At 62.0% G+C, this 17,136-nt stretch carries 15 protein-coding genes and 1 tRNA gene; 6 read left to right on the top strand and 10 right to left on the bottom strand.

The window, feature by feature from the left end; genetic code table 11:
• Positions 1-66 precede the first annotated feature (66 nt).
• From Q1A85_RS10115 to tssI, 9 genes are all read right to left on the bottom strand, one after another.
• Positions 67-1,965, bottom strand: a complete 1,899-nt coding sequence (locus Q1A85_RS10115; protein ID WP_299688032.1) for an acyl-CoA synthetase — start codon at positions 1,963-1,965, stop codon at positions 67-69.
• Between the two features lie 183 nt (positions 1,966-2,148).
• Positions 2,149-3,960 (bottom strand): ABC transporter transmembrane domain-containing protein, encoded by a 1,812-nt coding sequence (locus Q1A85_RS10120; RefSeq protein ID WP_299688035.1) that lies wholly within the window; start codon positions 3,958-3,960, stop codon positions 2,149-2,151.
• Between the two features lie 83 nt (positions 3,961-4,043).
• Positions 4,044-4,117 (bottom strand) — tRNA-Gly (locus Q1A85_RS10125).
• Positions 4,118-4,154: 37 nt separating this feature from the next.
• Positions 4,155-5,291 (bottom strand): DUF4123 domain-containing protein, encoded by a 1,137-nt coding sequence (locus tag Q1A85_RS10130; protein WP_299688038.1) that lies wholly within the window; start codon positions 5,289-5,291, stop codon positions 4,155-4,157.
• A gap of 6 nt (positions 5,292-5,297) precedes the next feature.
• On the bottom strand, positions 5,298-5,795 hold the full coding sequence (locus tag Q1A85_RS10135) for a hypothetical protein (protein WP_299688041.1): 498 nt from the start codon (positions 5,793-5,795) through the stop codon (positions 5,298-5,300).
• A gap of 3 nt (positions 5,796-5,798) precedes the next feature.
• On the bottom strand, positions 5,799-6,305 hold the full coding sequence (locus Q1A85_RS10140) for a hypothetical protein (RefSeq protein WP_299688044.1): 507 nt from the start codon (positions 6,303-6,305) through the stop codon (positions 5,799-5,801).
• Positions 6,306-6,313: 8 nt separating this feature from the next.
• Positions 6,314-7,339: a hypothetical protein gene (locus Q1A85_RS10145; protein WP_299688047.1), complete on the bottom strand. Its 1,026-nt coding sequence runs from the start codon at positions 7,337-7,339 to the stop codon at positions 6,314-6,316.
• A 9-nt stretch (positions 7,340-7,348) separates the two neighbouring features.
• The gene (locus Q1A85_RS10150; protein ID WP_299688049.1) at positions 7,349-7,720 is read right to left on the bottom strand and encodes a PAAR domain-containing protein; all 372 of its coding nucleotides are present in this window, start codon (positions 7,718-7,720) and stop codon (positions 7,349-7,351) included.
• A gap of 18 nt (positions 7,721-7,738) precedes the next feature.
• Positions 7,739-9,799: a type VI secretion system tip protein TssI/VgrG gene (gene tssI, locus Q1A85_RS10155; protein WP_299688052.1), complete on the bottom strand. Its 2,061-nt coding sequence runs from the start codon at positions 9,797-9,799 to the stop codon at positions 7,739-7,741.
• A gap of 284 nt (positions 9,800-10,083) precedes the next feature.
• On the opposite strand from tssI, the gene Q1A85_RS10160 reads away from it, so the two are divergent.
• The 6 genes from Q1A85_RS10160 (at position 10,084) to Q1A85_RS10185 (ending at position 16,244) form a co-directional block, all read left to right on the top strand.
• Complete coding sequence (locus Q1A85_RS10160; protein ID WP_299688055.1) at positions 10,084-11,214, top strand: Gfo/Idh/MocA family oxidoreductase; 1,131 nt, start codon at positions 10,084-10,086, stop codon at positions 11,212-11,214.
• 63 nt (positions 11,215-11,277) lie between these two features.
• Positions 11,278-12,654, top strand: a complete 1,377-nt coding sequence (locus Q1A85_RS10165; RefSeq protein WP_299688058.1) for an MmgE/PrpD family protein — start codon at positions 11,278-11,280, stop codon at positions 12,652-12,654.
• A 32-nt stretch (positions 12,655-12,686) separates the two neighbouring features.
• Positions 12,687-13,589: an L-threonate dehydrogenase gene (gene ltnD, locus Q1A85_RS10170; protein ID WP_299688061.1), complete on the top strand. Its 903-nt coding sequence runs from the start codon at positions 12,687-12,689 to the stop codon at positions 13,587-13,589.
• Positions 13,589-14,827 (top strand): 3-oxo-tetronate kinase, encoded by a 1,239-nt coding sequence (gene otnK, locus Q1A85_RS10175; RefSeq protein ID WP_299688063.1) that lies wholly within the window; start codon positions 13,589-13,591, stop codon positions 14,825-14,827. Before ltnD ends, otnK begins: the two co-directional genes overlap by 1 nt.
• The gene (locus Q1A85_RS10180; protein WP_299688066.1) at positions 14,824-15,471 is read left to right on the top strand and encodes an aldolase; all 648 of its coding nucleotides are present in this window, start codon (positions 14,824-14,826) and stop codon (positions 15,469-15,471) included. Before otnK ends, Q1A85_RS10180 begins: the two co-directional genes overlap by 4 nt.
• Positions 15,468-16,244 (top strand): TIM barrel protein, encoded by a 777-nt coding sequence (locus tag Q1A85_RS10185; protein ID WP_299688069.1) that lies wholly within the window; start codon positions 15,468-15,470, stop codon positions 16,242-16,244. Before Q1A85_RS10180 ends, Q1A85_RS10185 begins: the two co-directional genes overlap by 4 nt.
• On the opposite strand, the gene Q1A85_RS10190 is transcribed toward Q1A85_RS10185, so the two are convergent.
• Positions 16,241-17,128, bottom strand: coding sequence for an NAD(P)-dependent oxidoreductase (locus Q1A85_RS10190; protein ID WP_299688071.1), 888 nt, complete (start codon positions 17,126-17,128; stop codon positions 16,241-16,243). The two genes, Q1A85_RS10185 and Q1A85_RS10190, sit on opposite strands and share 4 nt — an antisense overlap.
• Positions 17,129-17,136 lie beyond the last annotated feature (8 nt).

Consider the following 17,136-nt stretch of genomic DNA (forward strand, 5'->3'; position numbering starts at 1 on the left):
GTGCCACGCAGCCTAACGCAGCAGGACAGCCGTCCAAGTCACGATCCCGTCAGCCCGGCGCGCAGATCACTCTGCCGCGACGGCCGCTTCGGCCAATTCCCACGGGCGGACAAAATCGCCCAGCACCGTTTGGATGGCACCTTCGCCCGCGCCGTTCGCGGCCACTTGCGCGACCAGCCCGCGTTTCTTGTCATCAACAACGGCCACCACGCGCGCCGGGATTTCTGACTTGGTCAGGGCGGCGTTGTAGATACGTGTGATCGCCTCCTTACGGAGATCAGGCTTGAACACCTTGCCGACTGCCGTCTTCGGCAATTCGTCCATGATTGTCATGTGCTTGGGTTGGGCCGCGCGTTCGTGCACGTGTTCGTCGCAATGCGCCATCAACTCGTCCGGGGTCACCGATGCGCCGTCGACCAGTTCCACATAGGCGCAAGGCACTTCGCCTGCGTGTTTGTCGGGCTGGCCAATGGCCCCAGCAAAAGCGACGGCTTCGTGGCCCAACAGCGCCTCTTCGATCTCGGCGGGGTCGATGTTGTGGCCGCCGCGAATGATAAGGTCCTTGGCGCGTCCCGTGATCCAGAGATATCCGTCCGCGTCGAACCGTCCCAGATCGCCGGTGCGCAGGAATTTTTCGTGGTAATAGAGGTCTTTGTTCTTGTCGGCCTCTGTATAGGTGTTGCCGGGCCAGACGCCCGGATTGCTGACGCAGATTTCGCCCACCTCATCGACGCCCGCCTCGACCGGGCCATCTGCGGTGGCCTTCATGATCTTGACCTCCGTGTACGGGAACCCGATCCCGACGGAGCCGATTTTCTTTTCACCGTCGGTCGGGTTGCAACTGACGAGGCAAGTGGCCTCGGTCATGCCGTAGCCTTCGACCAGCGTGACGCCCGTGGCCTTTTCAAACCGTTTGAACAGTTCCTGCGGCAGCGGAGCAGAGCCGGAGAATGCCGTTTTGACCGAGCTGACATCCGCATCAATGGCGCGCTGCATCTTGGCTGAAATGGCTGTAGGGACGGTGATGATGAACGTGACCTTCCAGCGCTCCACCAGCTTCCAGAAGTTGTCCATGACCCCTTCGCCGCGATAGCCCTGCGGCGTCGGGAACACCACATGCGCGCCAGACGCAATCGCACCCATCAGGATCGGATGGCAGGCAAAGACATGGAACAGCGGCAGCGGGCAGATGATCACGTCTTCTTCGGTGTAAAGCAGAGTGGAAGCGGTCCAACCGTTGTAGACCATGCCCGAATATTTGTGCTGTGCAACCTTTGGCATACCCGTAGTGCCGCCGGTGTGGAAGTAGCAGGCCACGCGGTCGTCCTGCGCATCCTCGAACTTCAGCTCCGTCGGATATTTCTCGCATTCGGAGTTAAAGCTCAGATACTTCACACCCGGCGCCTGTTGCAGCTTGGGACGGATCAGCGGGATGATCAGGGATTTGAGGCCCGACACGTGCCCCAGCAAATCGACCTCAAGCACGGTCTTGACGTTGGGTGCCATTGCGACAGCCTCAGCGGTCTTTTGGGCCACATCCGTTTTGGGAAAGGCGCGCAGGGTCACGACGACCTTGGCATTTGTTTCGCGCAGGATTGCGCCAATCTGTTCGGCCTCCAGCAACGGATTGATCGGGTTCACGATCCCGGCAACGGCACCGCCCAACAGCGTGACAACCGTCTCGGTCGCGTTGGGCAAGACGTAGGCCACAACGTCACTGGGTCCAATCCCCAAGCCGCGAAGCATATTGGCGCATTGCGTGGTGCGGTCCTTGAGTTGGGCCCATGTAAGCGTTTCCGCCTTGGACTTCGGGTCCGAGAAGATCTGGTAGCTGATCGCCTTGTGGTGCGGGAATGACCGCGTCGTTTCCGACAGCATCCCGTAAAGCGTCTTGGGCACGTCACGCTCTTCCCACGGCATCTCGTTCTCAATGGCGTCGCGATCCGCGATCCCGGCAAAGGTCATGGCTGTTCTCCCTGCGGCGCGCCCATCGATTATCGGTTGTGGCGGGGCGCGCATCTTCCCTGCGCCAAAGGATGCGGGTTTATCCCTGCCGGATCAAGCACTGGTCCGATCTCAGAGCGGTTCGATACGCCGCGTCAATTCCTGTGACCTTGGGTCATATGCGCGCTGTTGACGGTCTGACCGTTATTCAGCCGCCATTCCGTCGGTGAATTGAAGCCGCGCCAGCCGGGCATAAAGCCCGTCTTCGGCCACCAACTGGTCATGCGGGCCTTGGGCCACGATCCGACCCTGATCCAGCACAACGATCCTGTCAGCCTTTTTCACTGTGGCCAGACGGTGCGCCACGATCAGCGTCGTGCGGTCCTTGGCCATCGCATCCACAGCCTCCTGCACCGCACGTTCGCTTTCGGCGTCCAGCGCGCTTGTCGCCTCGTCCAACAGCAGCACCGGCGCGTCGCGCAGGATCGCGCGGGCAATGGCGATACGCTGCTTTTGACCGCCTGACAGCATCACGCCCCGTTCGCCCAATGGACTGTCATAGCCTTTTGGGAGTTTGGTGATGAAGTCATGCGCGGCAGCCGCCCGCGCGGCGGCCTCCACCTCGGCGGGGCTTGCGCCGGGGCGGCCAAAGGCGATGTTTTCCGCAGCGGACGCGGCAAAGATCACCGGATCCTGCGGCACCAGCGCGATGTGCTGACGGAACGCCTCTCGCGCCATATCGGCCACATCGATACCGTCGAGCGTGATGCGACCAGATTGCGGGTCGTAAAAGCGCAAAAGCAGTTGCAGGATCGTCGTCTTGCCCGCACCCGAAGGTCCGACAAAGGCCACCGTTTCACCCGCCGCGATATCGAGGCTCACACCATCCAGCGCGGGCTGGCCGGGGCGTGAGGGATAGGCAAAATGCACGTCTTCGAACCCGATACGGCCCTTAACCGGCGCAGTCAGAACAGCTGGTGCGGGCACGTCTCTGACCGCATCTTCGGCTTGCAACAATTCCACCAGCCGTTCGGTCGCGCCTGCGGCACGCTGCAACTCTCCGATGATTTCGGACAGGGCGGCCACGGCACCCGCAACCATGATCGCATAGATTACGAACTGGATCAGAGTGCCCACGGTCAGCGCACCCGCGCGAACATCGTTCGCACCGATCCAAAGCACACCCACAATGCCCGAAAACACTAAGAATATGACAATGACGGTCATTGCCGCCCGTGTGGTGATGCGCCGTTTTGCAGACCCATAGCTGGCCTCGGTCACGTCCGAGAACATCGCCCGGCTGGCCATCTCATGGGTAAAGGCCTGTACGGTCTGGACTGCGCTCAGCTGTTCCGACGCCCGCCCGGAAGACGCCGCGATCCAGTCCTGATTTTCGCGGCTCAGCACCCGCAGGCGCCGCCCCAAGACCAGAATGGGCACAACCACTGCCGGAACGATCAACAGCACAAGGCCGGTCAGCTTGGCCGAGGTCAGCATCATCAGGACCAGACCACCCACAAAGATCAGCACATTGCGCAGCGCGATCGAAATAGAAGACCCCACCACACTCAGGATCAGGGTGGTGTCGGTGGTGATCCGGCTCAGCACTTCACCGGTCAGAATGTTTTCATAGAATCCCGGCGACAGGCCAATCACACGCGCAAAGACGGATTTACGAATGTCTGCGACCACCCGTTCGCCCAAACGTGTCACCAGCGCGTAACGCAGACCCGTGCCAAGGGCGAGCAGGCCCGCAATCCCAATCGCGGCCAGGAAATACTGGTCCAGAACGGCAATTTCGGCGACTTCGAAATTATCGACGACGCGGCGCACAGCCAGCGGCAGGGTCAGCGAAATGATTGCAGTGCCGATCAGGGCGGCCAACGCCGCCGCCATCAGCACCTTGTAGGGCAGCAAAAACGGCAACAGCGCCCGCAAAGAACCGATTTGCTTCGACTTTTCACGCTCGTCCTGCCCAGCATTGGGCGGCGGCGCGGATGCGTTCTGATCGGCCATGCGCACTCCCGGCGTCTCGTTTTCCGACAGCACATGCCCCTATCAGACCCCCAAGGTCAAGCAGTGCGCAGTTTAGGAAGTGGTGGAGCGGGCGGCGGGAATCGAACCCGCGTCATTAGCTTGGAAGGCTAAGGTCTTACCACTACACAACGCCCGCTTAGCCATAGGTGTGGTATGACACGGTTTCGTCCGGGTCAAGTCGGTGCAAGCGCGGTCTCCTGCGATCCGCCCCCCAACGGGCGGCCACTGCGGTGCAATGTGCCCGTGCGCGCGCCGTCTTCGGTTTCGGCCCATACCTCGATCGTGTCACAGAGGTCGATCAGATGGATATTCTCAAGCTGCACCCCGATGTCGAACACCAGATCCTCAAGCGTGCTTTCACGGTCCTTGCCGCGCATTCCCAGCAATTCCTTGACCGGACCGCTGTCGTTAAAATCCAGCCCCGACATAAAGCTGAGGATAATCCACAAAAACGCAGCACTTTCCTCGCCCGCGCCGTTTTCCTCTGCGATGTCATGGGCGGCGGCGGCCAGTTCCATGATGTCCTGCGGCGGGATTTTGGTGCATTCGTCTGGAAAGGCCAGCGTGATGAACCGGGTCGCCTCGCGGTGAAAGGCCACGCGGCAGGCGCGTTCCATCGCCTCCATCTGCGGCGCTGTGAGCGTGCGGAAAGGAAAGCTGACCTCGTAGGCCAGACCGTCAGACGGCCCCTTGGTCGTGGCCGGCACCTCGACCCAGTCGATGGCGTCGGCATGGTATGTCCCTGCGACCAGCGCCTTGTCCCGGAGCCGGTAGAACTGCCACGTCTCGCCATCGATATCCGGCAGGATCACACCGTCGATCCCTTCAAAGAAGTCCTTGCGTTGATAGCCATGTGACACCCGCATGAATGCGTCCAGCACCTCGGCGTCGAAATAGCGGAACACCACCGTACCCTCCGCGCCCTCCGGTGCCACAAGGCCGAACCGCTTGAGCGAGGTGCGCAGCGCGCCGATTTTAAGTTTCGAGGCGAAGATGACCCCGATCCGCGCCAGAAAATGCTGCTCGACCCATGGCTGAATGATGTCCGGGTGTGCCGTAATATCGACAAGGATGGGCGCGCGTGGGTGGGCGTCGTCCCGCGGGATCAGCGGCTCGCCCTCCAGCGGCTCCCACTGGTCGCACTTGGCGCGGATATATGTTGCCAGATCCTCGGCCCAGACAGCATCAAGCGCGAGATACAGCCGCAATCCAACCTGTTGCACCCGCTCCGCCCATACCGCCAGAGCTGCGCATTGCTCTTGGGTGCGCGCATCGTCAAGGATCAGGTGCTGAAGCGTCGGGGGGAGCATTAGAGGTCAATCATCGCCCGCGCCTTGCGGAAACAGCGTACGCGTCAGGTCCACGTGGAATGCGTTTTGCAGGCGGAAAATCCCTTCGTTGCGTGGCATGTTCGCGCGGTGGAACAGCGCGCGAAACTCGCTGAAGATCACGACGATATCTTTGTTCTGCGGGAATTCGCGCAGAATGTGTTCCAGCAGGTCGAAGGTCATGCCAAAGCTGAGTGCGTCAAAAGACAACCCGCCAGTCGGCGCTGTGCGCATCGAGCCATAGGATTCGCCGATGTCCCAACCGGGCGGAAAGCTGTAGTCGATTTCGATATTGGTTTCCCCCAAGGACGTTTCGGGCGCTGACACGGTCACGCTTGCCATGCGGGAACGCAGAAACGCTTCGACCACTTCGGGCGTGAACACGAGCGACCAGTCTTGCTCCGGGCTGCCCATGATTTGGACTTTTTCCCACCGATGCTCGCGCGGGCCCGCAGCGTTGCCAAAAAGAATGTCAATATCGGTCATGGGTTACAATTGATCCTCACTGCCCCACTCAAGGGGGAACAACATGCGGCTCAAGCGCGTGTGCACATCGTCGGAAAGGCGAAAGATACCCTCGTCGCGCGGCAGGCCGACCTTGTGAAACAGCGCTCTGAATTCGGAAAAAATCACAACCATGTCGGTGTTCTCAGGGTGCAGGCGTGCCAGTTCTTCGAGAAGGTCGTAGGCCATACCATAGCTCAGCACCTCAAAGCTCGCGCCGGGCGATGGCGCAAGCCGAAGCGAGCCAAACGCCTCGCCTTCGGTCCAGTTGGGCGGAAAGGCGTAATCGAACGCAATCGTCGTTTCGCCGTTCTCGGTGACCTGCTCTGACCAGTCTACGCGCGCCATGCGGGCGCGCAAAAACGTTTCGATGGTTTCAGGCTGGAACACGAGGCTCCAGTTTTGCGCCGGGCTGCCCATGATCTGCACTTTGGCGCACCAATGTTCTCGCGGTCCGTCCGTATGGCCAAAGGCGAGTTCGGGGTCGGTCATCCGGGTCCTCACTCAGGGTTTAACAGGTTGTGCATTGTCGAGTCAGGCGTGGCGCGGATTGGCTCTCGCCGCCATTCGACACGACCGGAAATATTGTAGCGCAACATGCGGTTCTTGTATTCGTTGATCCAGTATCCGCGCCGTGAAATCACCACGCGCATACCGATGTTCCAACATTCTTCGGCCGGGGGATCAGGTGCGTTGATGACACGGCCATAGCGCCGCATCTGGTCGTCCTGTCCGGGCGGCGGGGGCGGTCTGGGTGCTGCGCGCAGTTCCGGTCCGGTTGACTGCTGGGTTGTCCCACCGGGCAGAGACGGCGGAGCGCTGAGCCCGTCCAGCGGGCTGAGCGGGTCATCAAGGCGGCTGGGATCACCGCCTTCGGCGCGGATCCAGTCCCTGTACCCCGCCTTGTATTTGCACTCGACCAACCAGCAGCGGTCGGATTCCTGCCCGTCCGCCCAGATGCTGATGCCACCCCCCGAGGCGCGGTACTCCATCTCGTCCTGAGTGACGAAAAACTGGTATTCAATGCCGCGTTTGATGAACACTTGGCTGCGCTCCAGAATGACGAAATCATAGCGGGTGAACGTCACGCGTGGCTCACGCTTGTTGGCGATGGTGTTGCCCGACGTCAGCCATTCATTGTAAAATTGGTCCGCCCGGCAGCAATTCCGCCTGCGCCTGCGCTTGTGCGCGATGTCATAGGCGGTAGGTCCCTCGATCGAATCCTCGCCCGTTGCCGTTTCCACCTCAACTTCGGACTCGCGTTCAAGCTGGCGTTGCAACTGCGTGGCATAGGCCCCCCGTTCGCCCGGCGTCATCTGGCTGTAGGGCAGATCCATATAACCCGGACGGACTGTGTAAGGGTTGGCCGGGCGCACCGGAGGCTGACCCGGACGCACCGGTGGGCGCACGACGGGGGCCGCAGGCGGCGCGGGCGTTCCAACCGGGAACCGCGCCTGAACAATCTGCCCCTGCGCGCTGTTGTTCACGGCAGAACTGAGATCAGGAAGTCGGGGGGGAATTGGCATTGCCTGCGCCTAGCCCTTTGACGCTTTGTCTTCGCAGCTTTCGCAGGTGGGCGCGCGCGTCCGTCCCGGAGGCGAGGCACCGCCGATCAGCACGTTGGGCGAACCGACCGCATGATTGCCACCGCAAGAGATCGCATCCCCGACCCGACCCGCCATCAGGTTGTTGATCTGCACCGTGGGCGACCCCTTGGCCAGATTGCGTGGGTGTGGTGGTTGCGGACAGACCGGGCACGGGTGCGGCAGGTAGGCGTCAGTCACCCGCACGGCCGGGCGGTTGTTGATCAGCACATTGGGCGAGCCCTGAATGGCGGGCGACGGTGGAAAGTGGCACCCGTGGCCCGATCCAATATCCCCCAGACGCGCGGCAGGTTTTCCAGACATGTTTCGACCCCTCCGTGCTCAGGATTCGAACGACCGGCCATAGCGCGTGGCATGGGGTCCGGCGTATTTCTTGGGTTTGATCGGTTTGCGACGGTTGATCTTTTTGCCCTTCTTGGGTGATCCGCCCGAGTTGATCTTGGTCAGTGTGCCGTTGATCGTCACTCCCGTCATGTCGATCTTGACAAAATTGCCCCCGACATAGAGCGAAATCGACGCTCCCGCCTCGATCGACAGGTCCTGTCCCACATCGAGAAAGTGGTTTGTCCCCGTCTTGACGTGCTGCCCATCCTTGGTCTCGACACGCCGGGTTTCGTGGACAAACAGATCATCCGCGCCCTCGACCTCGTGCATTCGGTCGCGCGAGATCTTAGTCATCTCGCTGATTGTCACCTCTTCGACACGGCTGCCTTTGATGGTGGTGTTCTGACTGCCCTTGATGTCGATCTGTTGGCTGCCGGTCAGTTCAAAGTCGTCGTCGCCACCAATGGACTGCGATTGCGACCCGTCCGTGCGACGATGGCGCGACCCTTCGGTCAGCCATGTCTCGTTGTCCTTGATGAAGGCGTTGAGGTATCTTTCGGCCTGCAAATAGACCTCTTCCTCGCCGTTTTCATCTTCGAACCGGAATTCGTTGTATCCGTCGCCGGTATGGGTGTCGGATTTGAATGTGCTGCGCGCCTTGAAGTCGGGCAACGTGTAGGGCGGCATATTGTGGCCGTTGTAGACACAGCCCGTGACCAGAGGCTTGTCCGGGTCCCCTTCGAGGAATTCAACAACGACCTCCATACCGATACGCGGGATGACCATCCCACCCCAGCCTTTGGATGCCCAGTTTTGGCTGACTCGGCAGCGCATGGAATGGGCGGCGTGCAGGTCCCAGTGGAATTGCACCAGAATGCGGCCATACTCATCGCAGTCAATCTCGCCGTCGCCCACCACTGTGGCGGTTTGCGGCCCGTAGATGCGCGGCATATGCGTGCGGCGTTCAGGACGGAACGGTTCGCTGTCGGGGATAAGGACGTAGGCGCCGTCGTAATCCGGCTCGTCACTTTCCTTGTTGATGGTGCCATAGGCCTGCGCGCGCAGCTTGTGACGTGCCGACAGGCAGACAAAGCGTTTGCCGGTTGTACCGGGGATTTTGTCGCCCACCGGTGTCACACACAGTCCCGCCGCCAGCGAGGCCACATTGCCCTCGGCCACAACGCGAGAGGTATGCCCCTGTTCTTCTTCGATGCGACGCCCCACGACAGTTTCGCCCGCATCAAGATCAAGGTAATCCCCCGGCCAGTCAAAACTTTCGATCTGGCCTTGGGCGTATTGCGCATCGCCCAAACGTTCGGTCTCCTGCGCCGCGTGCGGCGTCTTGAAGTTGTATTCCGTCAGACGCACCGCACCGGTCGCCACCCGCGATCCGCCATGCCACTGCCGGAAATGCTCCTCATCCCCCAGATGGGTCCGTTCGACCCCGAAATAGGGTCGTTCGCTGGCCGGCACATCAACGTGATTTGAGGCGAAATCAGTCAGGACCATGACGTGGTTCCCGTCCTGATGCACCCAATGCCAAGAGATGCCGAACCGCTCCATCATCCGCTTGGCAAAATCGGTGTCAGATTCGCCATATTGGACGGTGTATTCCAGCTTGGGGTAGTTGCCCGACAAGTTGATCTCGTAATGCGGCCCACCCAAGTCGGCGTATTCGCCAAACAGCTCTTCGAGGATTTGAACGACGGAAAGGTTGTGGAATATCCGCTGGTTGCGGCGCAGGGCCGCGATATGCGTCCAAGGGCTCAGCACCAAGCTGTAGCGGCAGCCATTCTCCTCGGCGCGCAGCCGCTGCGCTTCGGTCACGATACCGTCATAGTGCCGCGGACCGTGGCCGGTGTCGATTGTCACCGTTGCATGAGTGCCCAGAATGTCGTCGAGATTGATCTCGTAGTCGCGCGACAGGGCGTCAACACGCCACTCGAAATCACCCGACATCTCTTCACCACCATCAAGGCGCAGAAACACCAACGCATCTTTGCCCAGAGCAGTCGACAGGCGGGCGCGCCTGTCTTTTTGTGTCAATGGAGCGTTCACTCACAAAGTCCTTCAAAAAATATCGGCCGACAAACTATGCCTCAAATATGGGAAAAAAGCACCTTTGAGTCACGTGCAAAGTGCAAATCCGCGTTTTGCCGCCCTGCCCGCCTGTCGTGACAGGTTGTCACTTCGGCCCGCGCGTCCCGTCTGGGCTGCACCGATCAGTTGTTCTTTGACCGCCAAACACCGGCGTTTTACCAACCGCTACACTGTACGGGCTTTGTCCCTTTCACAGGGCAATGATGCGGGCTACCAAACGGAGGGGCAGACACTCGAAGGGATTGGACATGCTGGGCGTTGGCATCATTGGTTGCGGCAATATCTCGGGCGCATATCTGCGGCTGTCGCCCCTGTTCAAAGGCCTCGAAATGCGCGCAGTGGCGGACCTGAACGCAGATGCTGCGCGTGCGCGTGCTGCCGAATTCGGCCTGCGGGCCGACAGTATAGACGCATTGCTGGCGGCGGATGACATTGACGTCATCGTCAACCTCACGAACCCGGCCGCGCATTTCGCCGTCACCCGCGACATCTTGAATGCGGGCAAACACGCCTATTCCGAAAAACCACTGGTCCTGACACTGGCCGAAGGCGAAGAGTTGCGGAACTTGGCAGCAGCACGTGGGCTGCGGGTGGGATCAGCCCCTGACACATTCTTGGGCGGCGCGCATCAGGCCGCACGCGCAGCGCTTGATGCAGGGCAGATCGGCAAGGTCGTCAGCGGCACTGCGCACGTCATGTCACACGGTATGGAGGCATGGCACCCCAACCCTGATTTCTTCTTTTTGCCGGGTGGTGGTCCGATGTTGGACCTTGGACCCTATTACATCACCAACCTGATCCAGTTGCTGGGTCCAGTGGCGCACGTCTGTGCGCTTACCTCCATGGGGCAGACCTCTCGCACCATCGGATCAGCGCCGCGCCGGGGCGAAACGATCCCGGTCAAGACACCCACGACACTGCACGCCCTTTTGGGATTTGTGTCCGGTGCCAGCATCACGCTGTCGACCTCTTGGGACGTCTGGGCACACCGGCACGGGCATATGGAGCTTTATGGTCTCGACGGGTCAATGTTCCTGCCGGACCCAAACTGGTTCTCCGGCACCGTCGAAGTGACCGCGCGTGACAGCGCCCCACGCGCATTGGACGTCGGCAACCATCCGTTTTCCGTGCCCAATCACGACTTGGACGGCACGCCAAAGGCGAATTACCGCATGGCAGGTCTGGCCGATATGGCCGCCGCCATAGCCGAGGGGCGCGACCATCGTTGCCGCTTGGATCTGGCCCTGCACGCAGTCGATGTGATGACCTCAATCCTGCGCGCGGGCGAGGAAGGCACCGTGATCCGGCTGAACACGACCTGCGCCCGGCCCGAGCCGCTTGGCGCAACCGACGCCGCCGCCCTGCTCAGATAGCATCGCCGCGCATGTCGGTTTTGAGCCATTGGCGGACAACGATCTTGGCTAGGCTGCGGACCTATGACCTTTGACGACATTGCCGCCTTTGTCCTTGATCCACGCGCTGTACCGGACAGCGCGCGCGGCATGGCCGCCACGCTGTTGATTGACACGCTGGGTATTGCAGCGGGCGCCGCCAGCCTCGATGCCGGTCGCATTGCGCGCGATCATGCCGTGCGATTTCACGCGGCGGCGTCGCCTGCGGATGCCGCAACTCTGCTTTTTGATGGACGGCGCGCGTCGCTGGCGGGCGCGTCCTTTGCGGCGGCCACGCAGATCGACAATCTCGACGCCCATGACGGCCTTAATCTGACAAAAGGGCATATCGGCTGCGCGGTGGTCCCCGCGCTCTGCGCTTTTGCCGAGCAGATGCCAGACCTCACCGCGCACGACGCGCTGACCGCGCTCGTGATGTCCTATGAGGTCGCGGCGCGTGCGGCCATCACCCTGCACGCCACAGTCGATGACTACCACACATCTGGCGCGTGGAACGCGCTCGGCGTCGCAGCCTTGGGGTGCAGTTTGCGCGAACACAGTGCGGCACAGCTGCGCCACGCCCTCGGGATTGCGGAATATCATGGCCCCCGCAGCCAGATGATGCGCGAAATTGCGAACCCGACGATGTTGCATGACGGGTCAGGCATGGGTGCGCTGGTGGGTGTGATGGCCGTCCTGCTGGCCGAAGACGGCTTTGAAGGCGCGCCCGCCATCACCGTCGAAGCGCCCGAGGCCGCGCATCACTGGGCCGATCTTGGCACCGTGTGGACGGTTGAACAGAACTATATCAAACCCTACCCGATCTGCCGCTGGGCCCATGCATCGCTGGATGCCCTGTCGGACCTGATGCGGCGGCACCGTTTTGCCGCCGACGATGTGGAACGGATTAACGTGCGCACCTTTGCCGAAGCCGCCGCGCTTTTTGCCGGAATGCCCGCCACCACGTCGCAGGCACAGTATTCCCTGCCCTTCGCACTGGCGAGCCTGCTGGTGCACCGCAATCTTGGCCCTGATCAGGTGCAGGGCACGGGTCTGTCCGACACACGGGTGGCCGCCCAACTGCCCAAGATCACAGTATCCGAAGACGCGCGCCACACCGCGCGCTTTCCCGCTGGGCGCTGGTCCGACATCACCGTGCACCTGCGAACCGGACAGACGCTCGCGTCCGGCGACACCCACGCCAAAGGCGGGCCGGAGGCACCCATGCGCATGGATGAGGTGGCACAGAAATTTCAAATGATGGCCCACACGCTCGCCCCTGCACGGCGGGATGCGCTGTGGGCGATGCGGGACAGAATGTTGTCAACGGATGCCCGCTTTGCCGATCTTTTGGCGTTGATCCACGATCCTGTGGACAATCCCTCGTCTGGTGGAATCCCAAAACGTCTTGCGCCATGGTAGCGGAAACACCACCCGAGATTCGAGGTTCCATCATGTCAAAGCCCATCCACACTGCGGTCATCGGGCTTGGGTCCATGGGCTACGGCATCGCACAATCGTGCCTGCGGGCGGGCCACGTGACCTATGGCACGGATGTCGTAACGGCCCAGATGGACCGCTTTCGCGACGAAGGCGGTGCGCCCGGTGATCTGGCCGATGTGGCAAAGACGCTGGATGCCGCGATCATTGTCGTCCTGAACGCCGCCCAGACCCAAGAGGTCCTGTTTGGCGCAAAGGCCCTCGTGCCAGAGATGCCGCAGGGCAGCGTTGTCATGGCTTGCGCCACTGTGCCACCCGATTTTGCACGGGAGATGGAGGTGCGCTGCGCCGAATACGGCGTGCATTACCTCGACGCGCCCATCTCAGGCGGATCGTTCAAGGCGGGGGCAGGTCAGTTGTCGGTCATGGCCTCCGGCACGACAGAAGCGTTCGCCGCCGCGCGCCCCGTGCTTGATGCCACAGCAGAGACCGTGTTCGAACTGGGCAACGCGGCAGGTGCGGGCTCGGCCATGAAGGCGGTCAACCAACTGCTCGCGGGCGTACACATCGCGGCCATGGCCGAGGCGATCACCTTTGGCATGACCCAAGGGGTCGCGCCTGCCACGTTCCTTGAGGTGATCAGCAAGTGCGCAGGCTCCAGCTGGATGCTGGAGAACCGCGCGCCGCATATTGTTGCGGGCGATTACACCCCGCACAGTCAGGTCAACATCTGGCCCAAGGATCTGGGCATCGTCCTCGACATCGCCCGCGCCGCACAGTTCAGCGCGCCGATCACCGCTGCGGCACTGCAACAGTATCTTGCTGCGGCGGGCATGGGTTTGGGCCACGAAGATGACGCAGCGGTCGCCAAGGTCTATGCCCGCAATGCGGGTCTCACCCTGCCGGGAGACGCGTGATGCTGTTGGGGTGTATCGGCGACGATTTCACCGGGTCGAGCGATCTGGCCAATACGCTGGCGAAGGGCGGTATGCGGACTGTACAATACACCGGCATTCCCAATGGGCCAGCAGCTGCGGATGTGCAGGCGGGGGTCGTCGCGCTCAAATCCCGGTCCATCGCGCCCGGCGACGCGGTGGCTCAGTCGCTGGCCGCGCTTGATTGGTTGCTGGCGCAGGGCTGCACGCAGATATTCTTCAAATACTGCTCGACCTTTGATTCCACACCGCAGGGTAATATTGGCCCCGTCGCGGATGCGCTGGCCGATGCGCTGGACGCGCACAAGGTCATCGTTTGCCCGGCCTTTCCCGGAACGGGGCGGTCGGTGTATCAGGGGCATCTGTTCGTCAAGGACACGCTGCTCAGCACGTCGGGAATGGAAAATCATCCCCTCACCCCGATGACCGACAGCGACATTCGCCGTTGGCTGACCCCGCAGACGCAGCACAGCGTGGGCCATGTGGCCGCAGCTGATGTCTTTGCCGGGTCCGACCGGATCGAACAGGCACTGGCCGAACAGCACGCTGCCGGGCACCGACATATCGTGGTGGACGCGATCCGCGACGCAGACCTGATGGAAATTGCGCGCGCTGCACGGGATCTGCCGCTGATCACGGGCGGCTCGGGTGTCGCGCTTGGCCTGCCTGCGAATTTCGGCTGCACCGCCGCGTCGGTGCCGTGGACCGGGCAAGCGGGCAAGGCGGTCGCTGTGTCCGGCTCCTGTTCGGTCGCCACCCGCGCGCAGGTCGAACGCCACGCCATGCGCCACCCCGCCCGCGAGATTGACGCCGCCGACGTCATCGAAGGACGGCTGACCGCACAGGACATCGCCAATTGGTTGCTGACCACGGACGGGCTGCCGCTGGCTTACAGCTCTGCCGATCCTGACATCGTTACGGCTGTACAGGCGCAGTATGGGCGAGACGCATCCGCCGACGCGCTCGAAGGGTTTTTTGCCAACATCGCCCGCCACGTCGTCGCTGGTGGCGCCACGCGCGTCATCACCGCCGGAGGCGAGACCAGCGGCGCAGTGATCGAGGCACTGGACCTCGGTGCGCTGGAGATCGGACCAGAGATTGACCCCGGCGTGCCTGCGTTGCGTGCGCGGCCCGATCTGGTGGTTGCGTTGAAATCCGGCAATTTCGGTGCCGAGGACTTCTTTGAAAAAGCCGCCGCGCAACTGGCCGGTTCCCCATGACCGAAACCGAGCTGCGTGAACAGATTTGCCTGCTGGCCCGGTCGCTCTTTGATCGCGGTCTGACCCATGGCAGCACCGGCAACATTTCGGCCCGCACCGAGGATGGCGGACTGCTTGTCTCGCCCACCGGCACCAGCTTTGGCCGCCTCGATCCCGGACGGCTGAGCCGGTTTGACCCGGACGGCACCCATATCGCGGGCGATCCGCCGACCAAGGAAATGCCGCTGCACACCGCCTTTTACGACACGCGCAGCACGGCGGGTGCCGTCGTACACCTGCATTCCTGCCATTCGGTTGCGTGGTCGATGATGCCCGATGCGGATGAAGACGACTTTTTACCCCCCCTCACGCCTTATGCGATCATGAAGCTGGGCCGGGTGAAACTGCTGCCCTTTTTCCTGCCCGGTGATCCGGCAATGGGTGCGGCTGTGCGCGGGCTTGCGGGCAAACGCAGTGCGGTGATGCTGGCCAATCACGGGCCTGTTGTGGCTGGCAAGGATATAGAGGCTGCCTGCAACGCCATCGAAGAACTGGAGGAAACCGCGCGCCTCGCAATGTTGCTGCGCGGGGTTCAGGCAAACGTCCTCACCCCCGAACAGGTCCGGGCGGTGGTGACGCAATTTGATGTGGAGTGGAATGCATGACGCGCTTTTCGGCCAATCTTGGGTTTCTCTGGGCCGACCGCCCCCTGCCGGATGCGGTGCGCGCGGCATATGCCGCAGGTTTTGACGCGGTTGAATGTCATTGGCCCTATGACGTCAACGCAACCGAGGTCAAAGCGGCGCTGGACGACACTGGTCTTCAGATGCTCGGCCTCAACACCCGGCGCGGGGATGTTCCGGGGGGGGACAACGGTCTGTCCGCGATGCCGCACCGCACGGACGAGGCGCGCGCCGCCATTGACGAGGCGCTGGCCTACGCGCGCGTGCTTGGCACACGCAATATACACGTCATGGCTGGATTTTCCGACCACCCCGATGCGCATGCAACATTTGTCGAAAACCTGCGTTATGCCTGCGACGCGGGTGCCGCAGACGGGATTACGATGCTGATTGAGCCGCTCAACGCCTTTGACGCGCCGGGCTACGCGCTGCGCGACACGGATCACGCAGCACAAATCATCGCGGATGTGGGTGCGGACAACCTCAAGCTGATGTTCGATTGTTACCATGTGGGCCGGACCGAAGGCGACGTGCTGGGCCGTTTGCGTCCCCTTTTGCCTCTCATCGGACATATCCAGTTTGCCGCGGTGCCCGACCGCGGTGCGCCGGATCATGGCGATGTGGACTACGACACCGTATTTGCGGAAATTGCCGCGCTTGGGTGGGACGCACCGCTGGGCGCCGAATACAAGCCGGGCGGCGATACGGATGCGACGCTGGGTTGGTTAAGAACGATGCGGGCGGTTGAGGCCTAGCCCGTGGATTTGCCGCCCGCGCCAGTAAAGAACTCGATACCCATGGCCTGATCCTCTCCACCCAGACCGGCCGCTGTCAGCATCCGGTGGATTTCGGTACAAAGTGCTGTCATTGGCATTGCCGTCCCCGTCTGGCGTGACAGGTCGTTCACCATATTCAGATCCTTGACCATATTGTCGATGCGGCCCGTGCGCCGGTAATCGCGTGTGGCATAGCGCGGCATGTATTCCTGCAACAGCGCGCTGTCGGCACGTCCCCCGGCCAGCGCCTGCGGGATCTTGGTCGCGTCTACGCCCGCATCTTCGGCCAGTTTGGTGGCTTCCGCCACGGCGAGAAAGCCCAGACCACAGAGCACCTGATTGATCAGTTTGGTCGTTTGCCCCGCACCCGGACCACCCATATGGGTCATGTTGTGCGCCACGTGTGACAACAGCGATTGTGCCTTGGACACGGCCGCGTCGGCACCCCCCATCATCAGGGTCAACTGCCCGATCAGCGCCTTGGGCGCGCCACCCGACAGTGGGCTGTCGACCCAGTCCAGCCCGCGCGCCTCGGCCATCGCCGCCAATCTGACAGTCTGCTCTGGTGCGATGGACGACATGTCGATGATCACGGTGCCCGCATTGGCCCCGTCTGCGATCCCGTCCGGGCCAAAGGCTGCCCGCTCAACGATATGTGAAGCATTCAGACTGGTGATCACGAAATCAGCGTCGCGCGCCGCGTCCGCCGCCGTGGGCGCGGCCGTGGCGCCCAAGGCGACAAGGGCCGCAACCTTTTCCGCATCAAGATCAAAAACGGCCAGCCGCTGTCCAGTTTCAAGCAGGCGCGCGCCAATGGCACCGCCCATGGCTCCGGCACCGACCAGTGCCACATTATGGGTCATTTCGACGC

Origin of the sequence: uncultured Tateyamaria sp. (genome assembly GCF_947503385.1) — a bacterium.
Taxonomy (GTDB): domain Bacteria; phylum Pseudomonadota; class Alphaproteobacteria; order Rhodobacterales; family Rhodobacteraceae; genus Tateyamaria.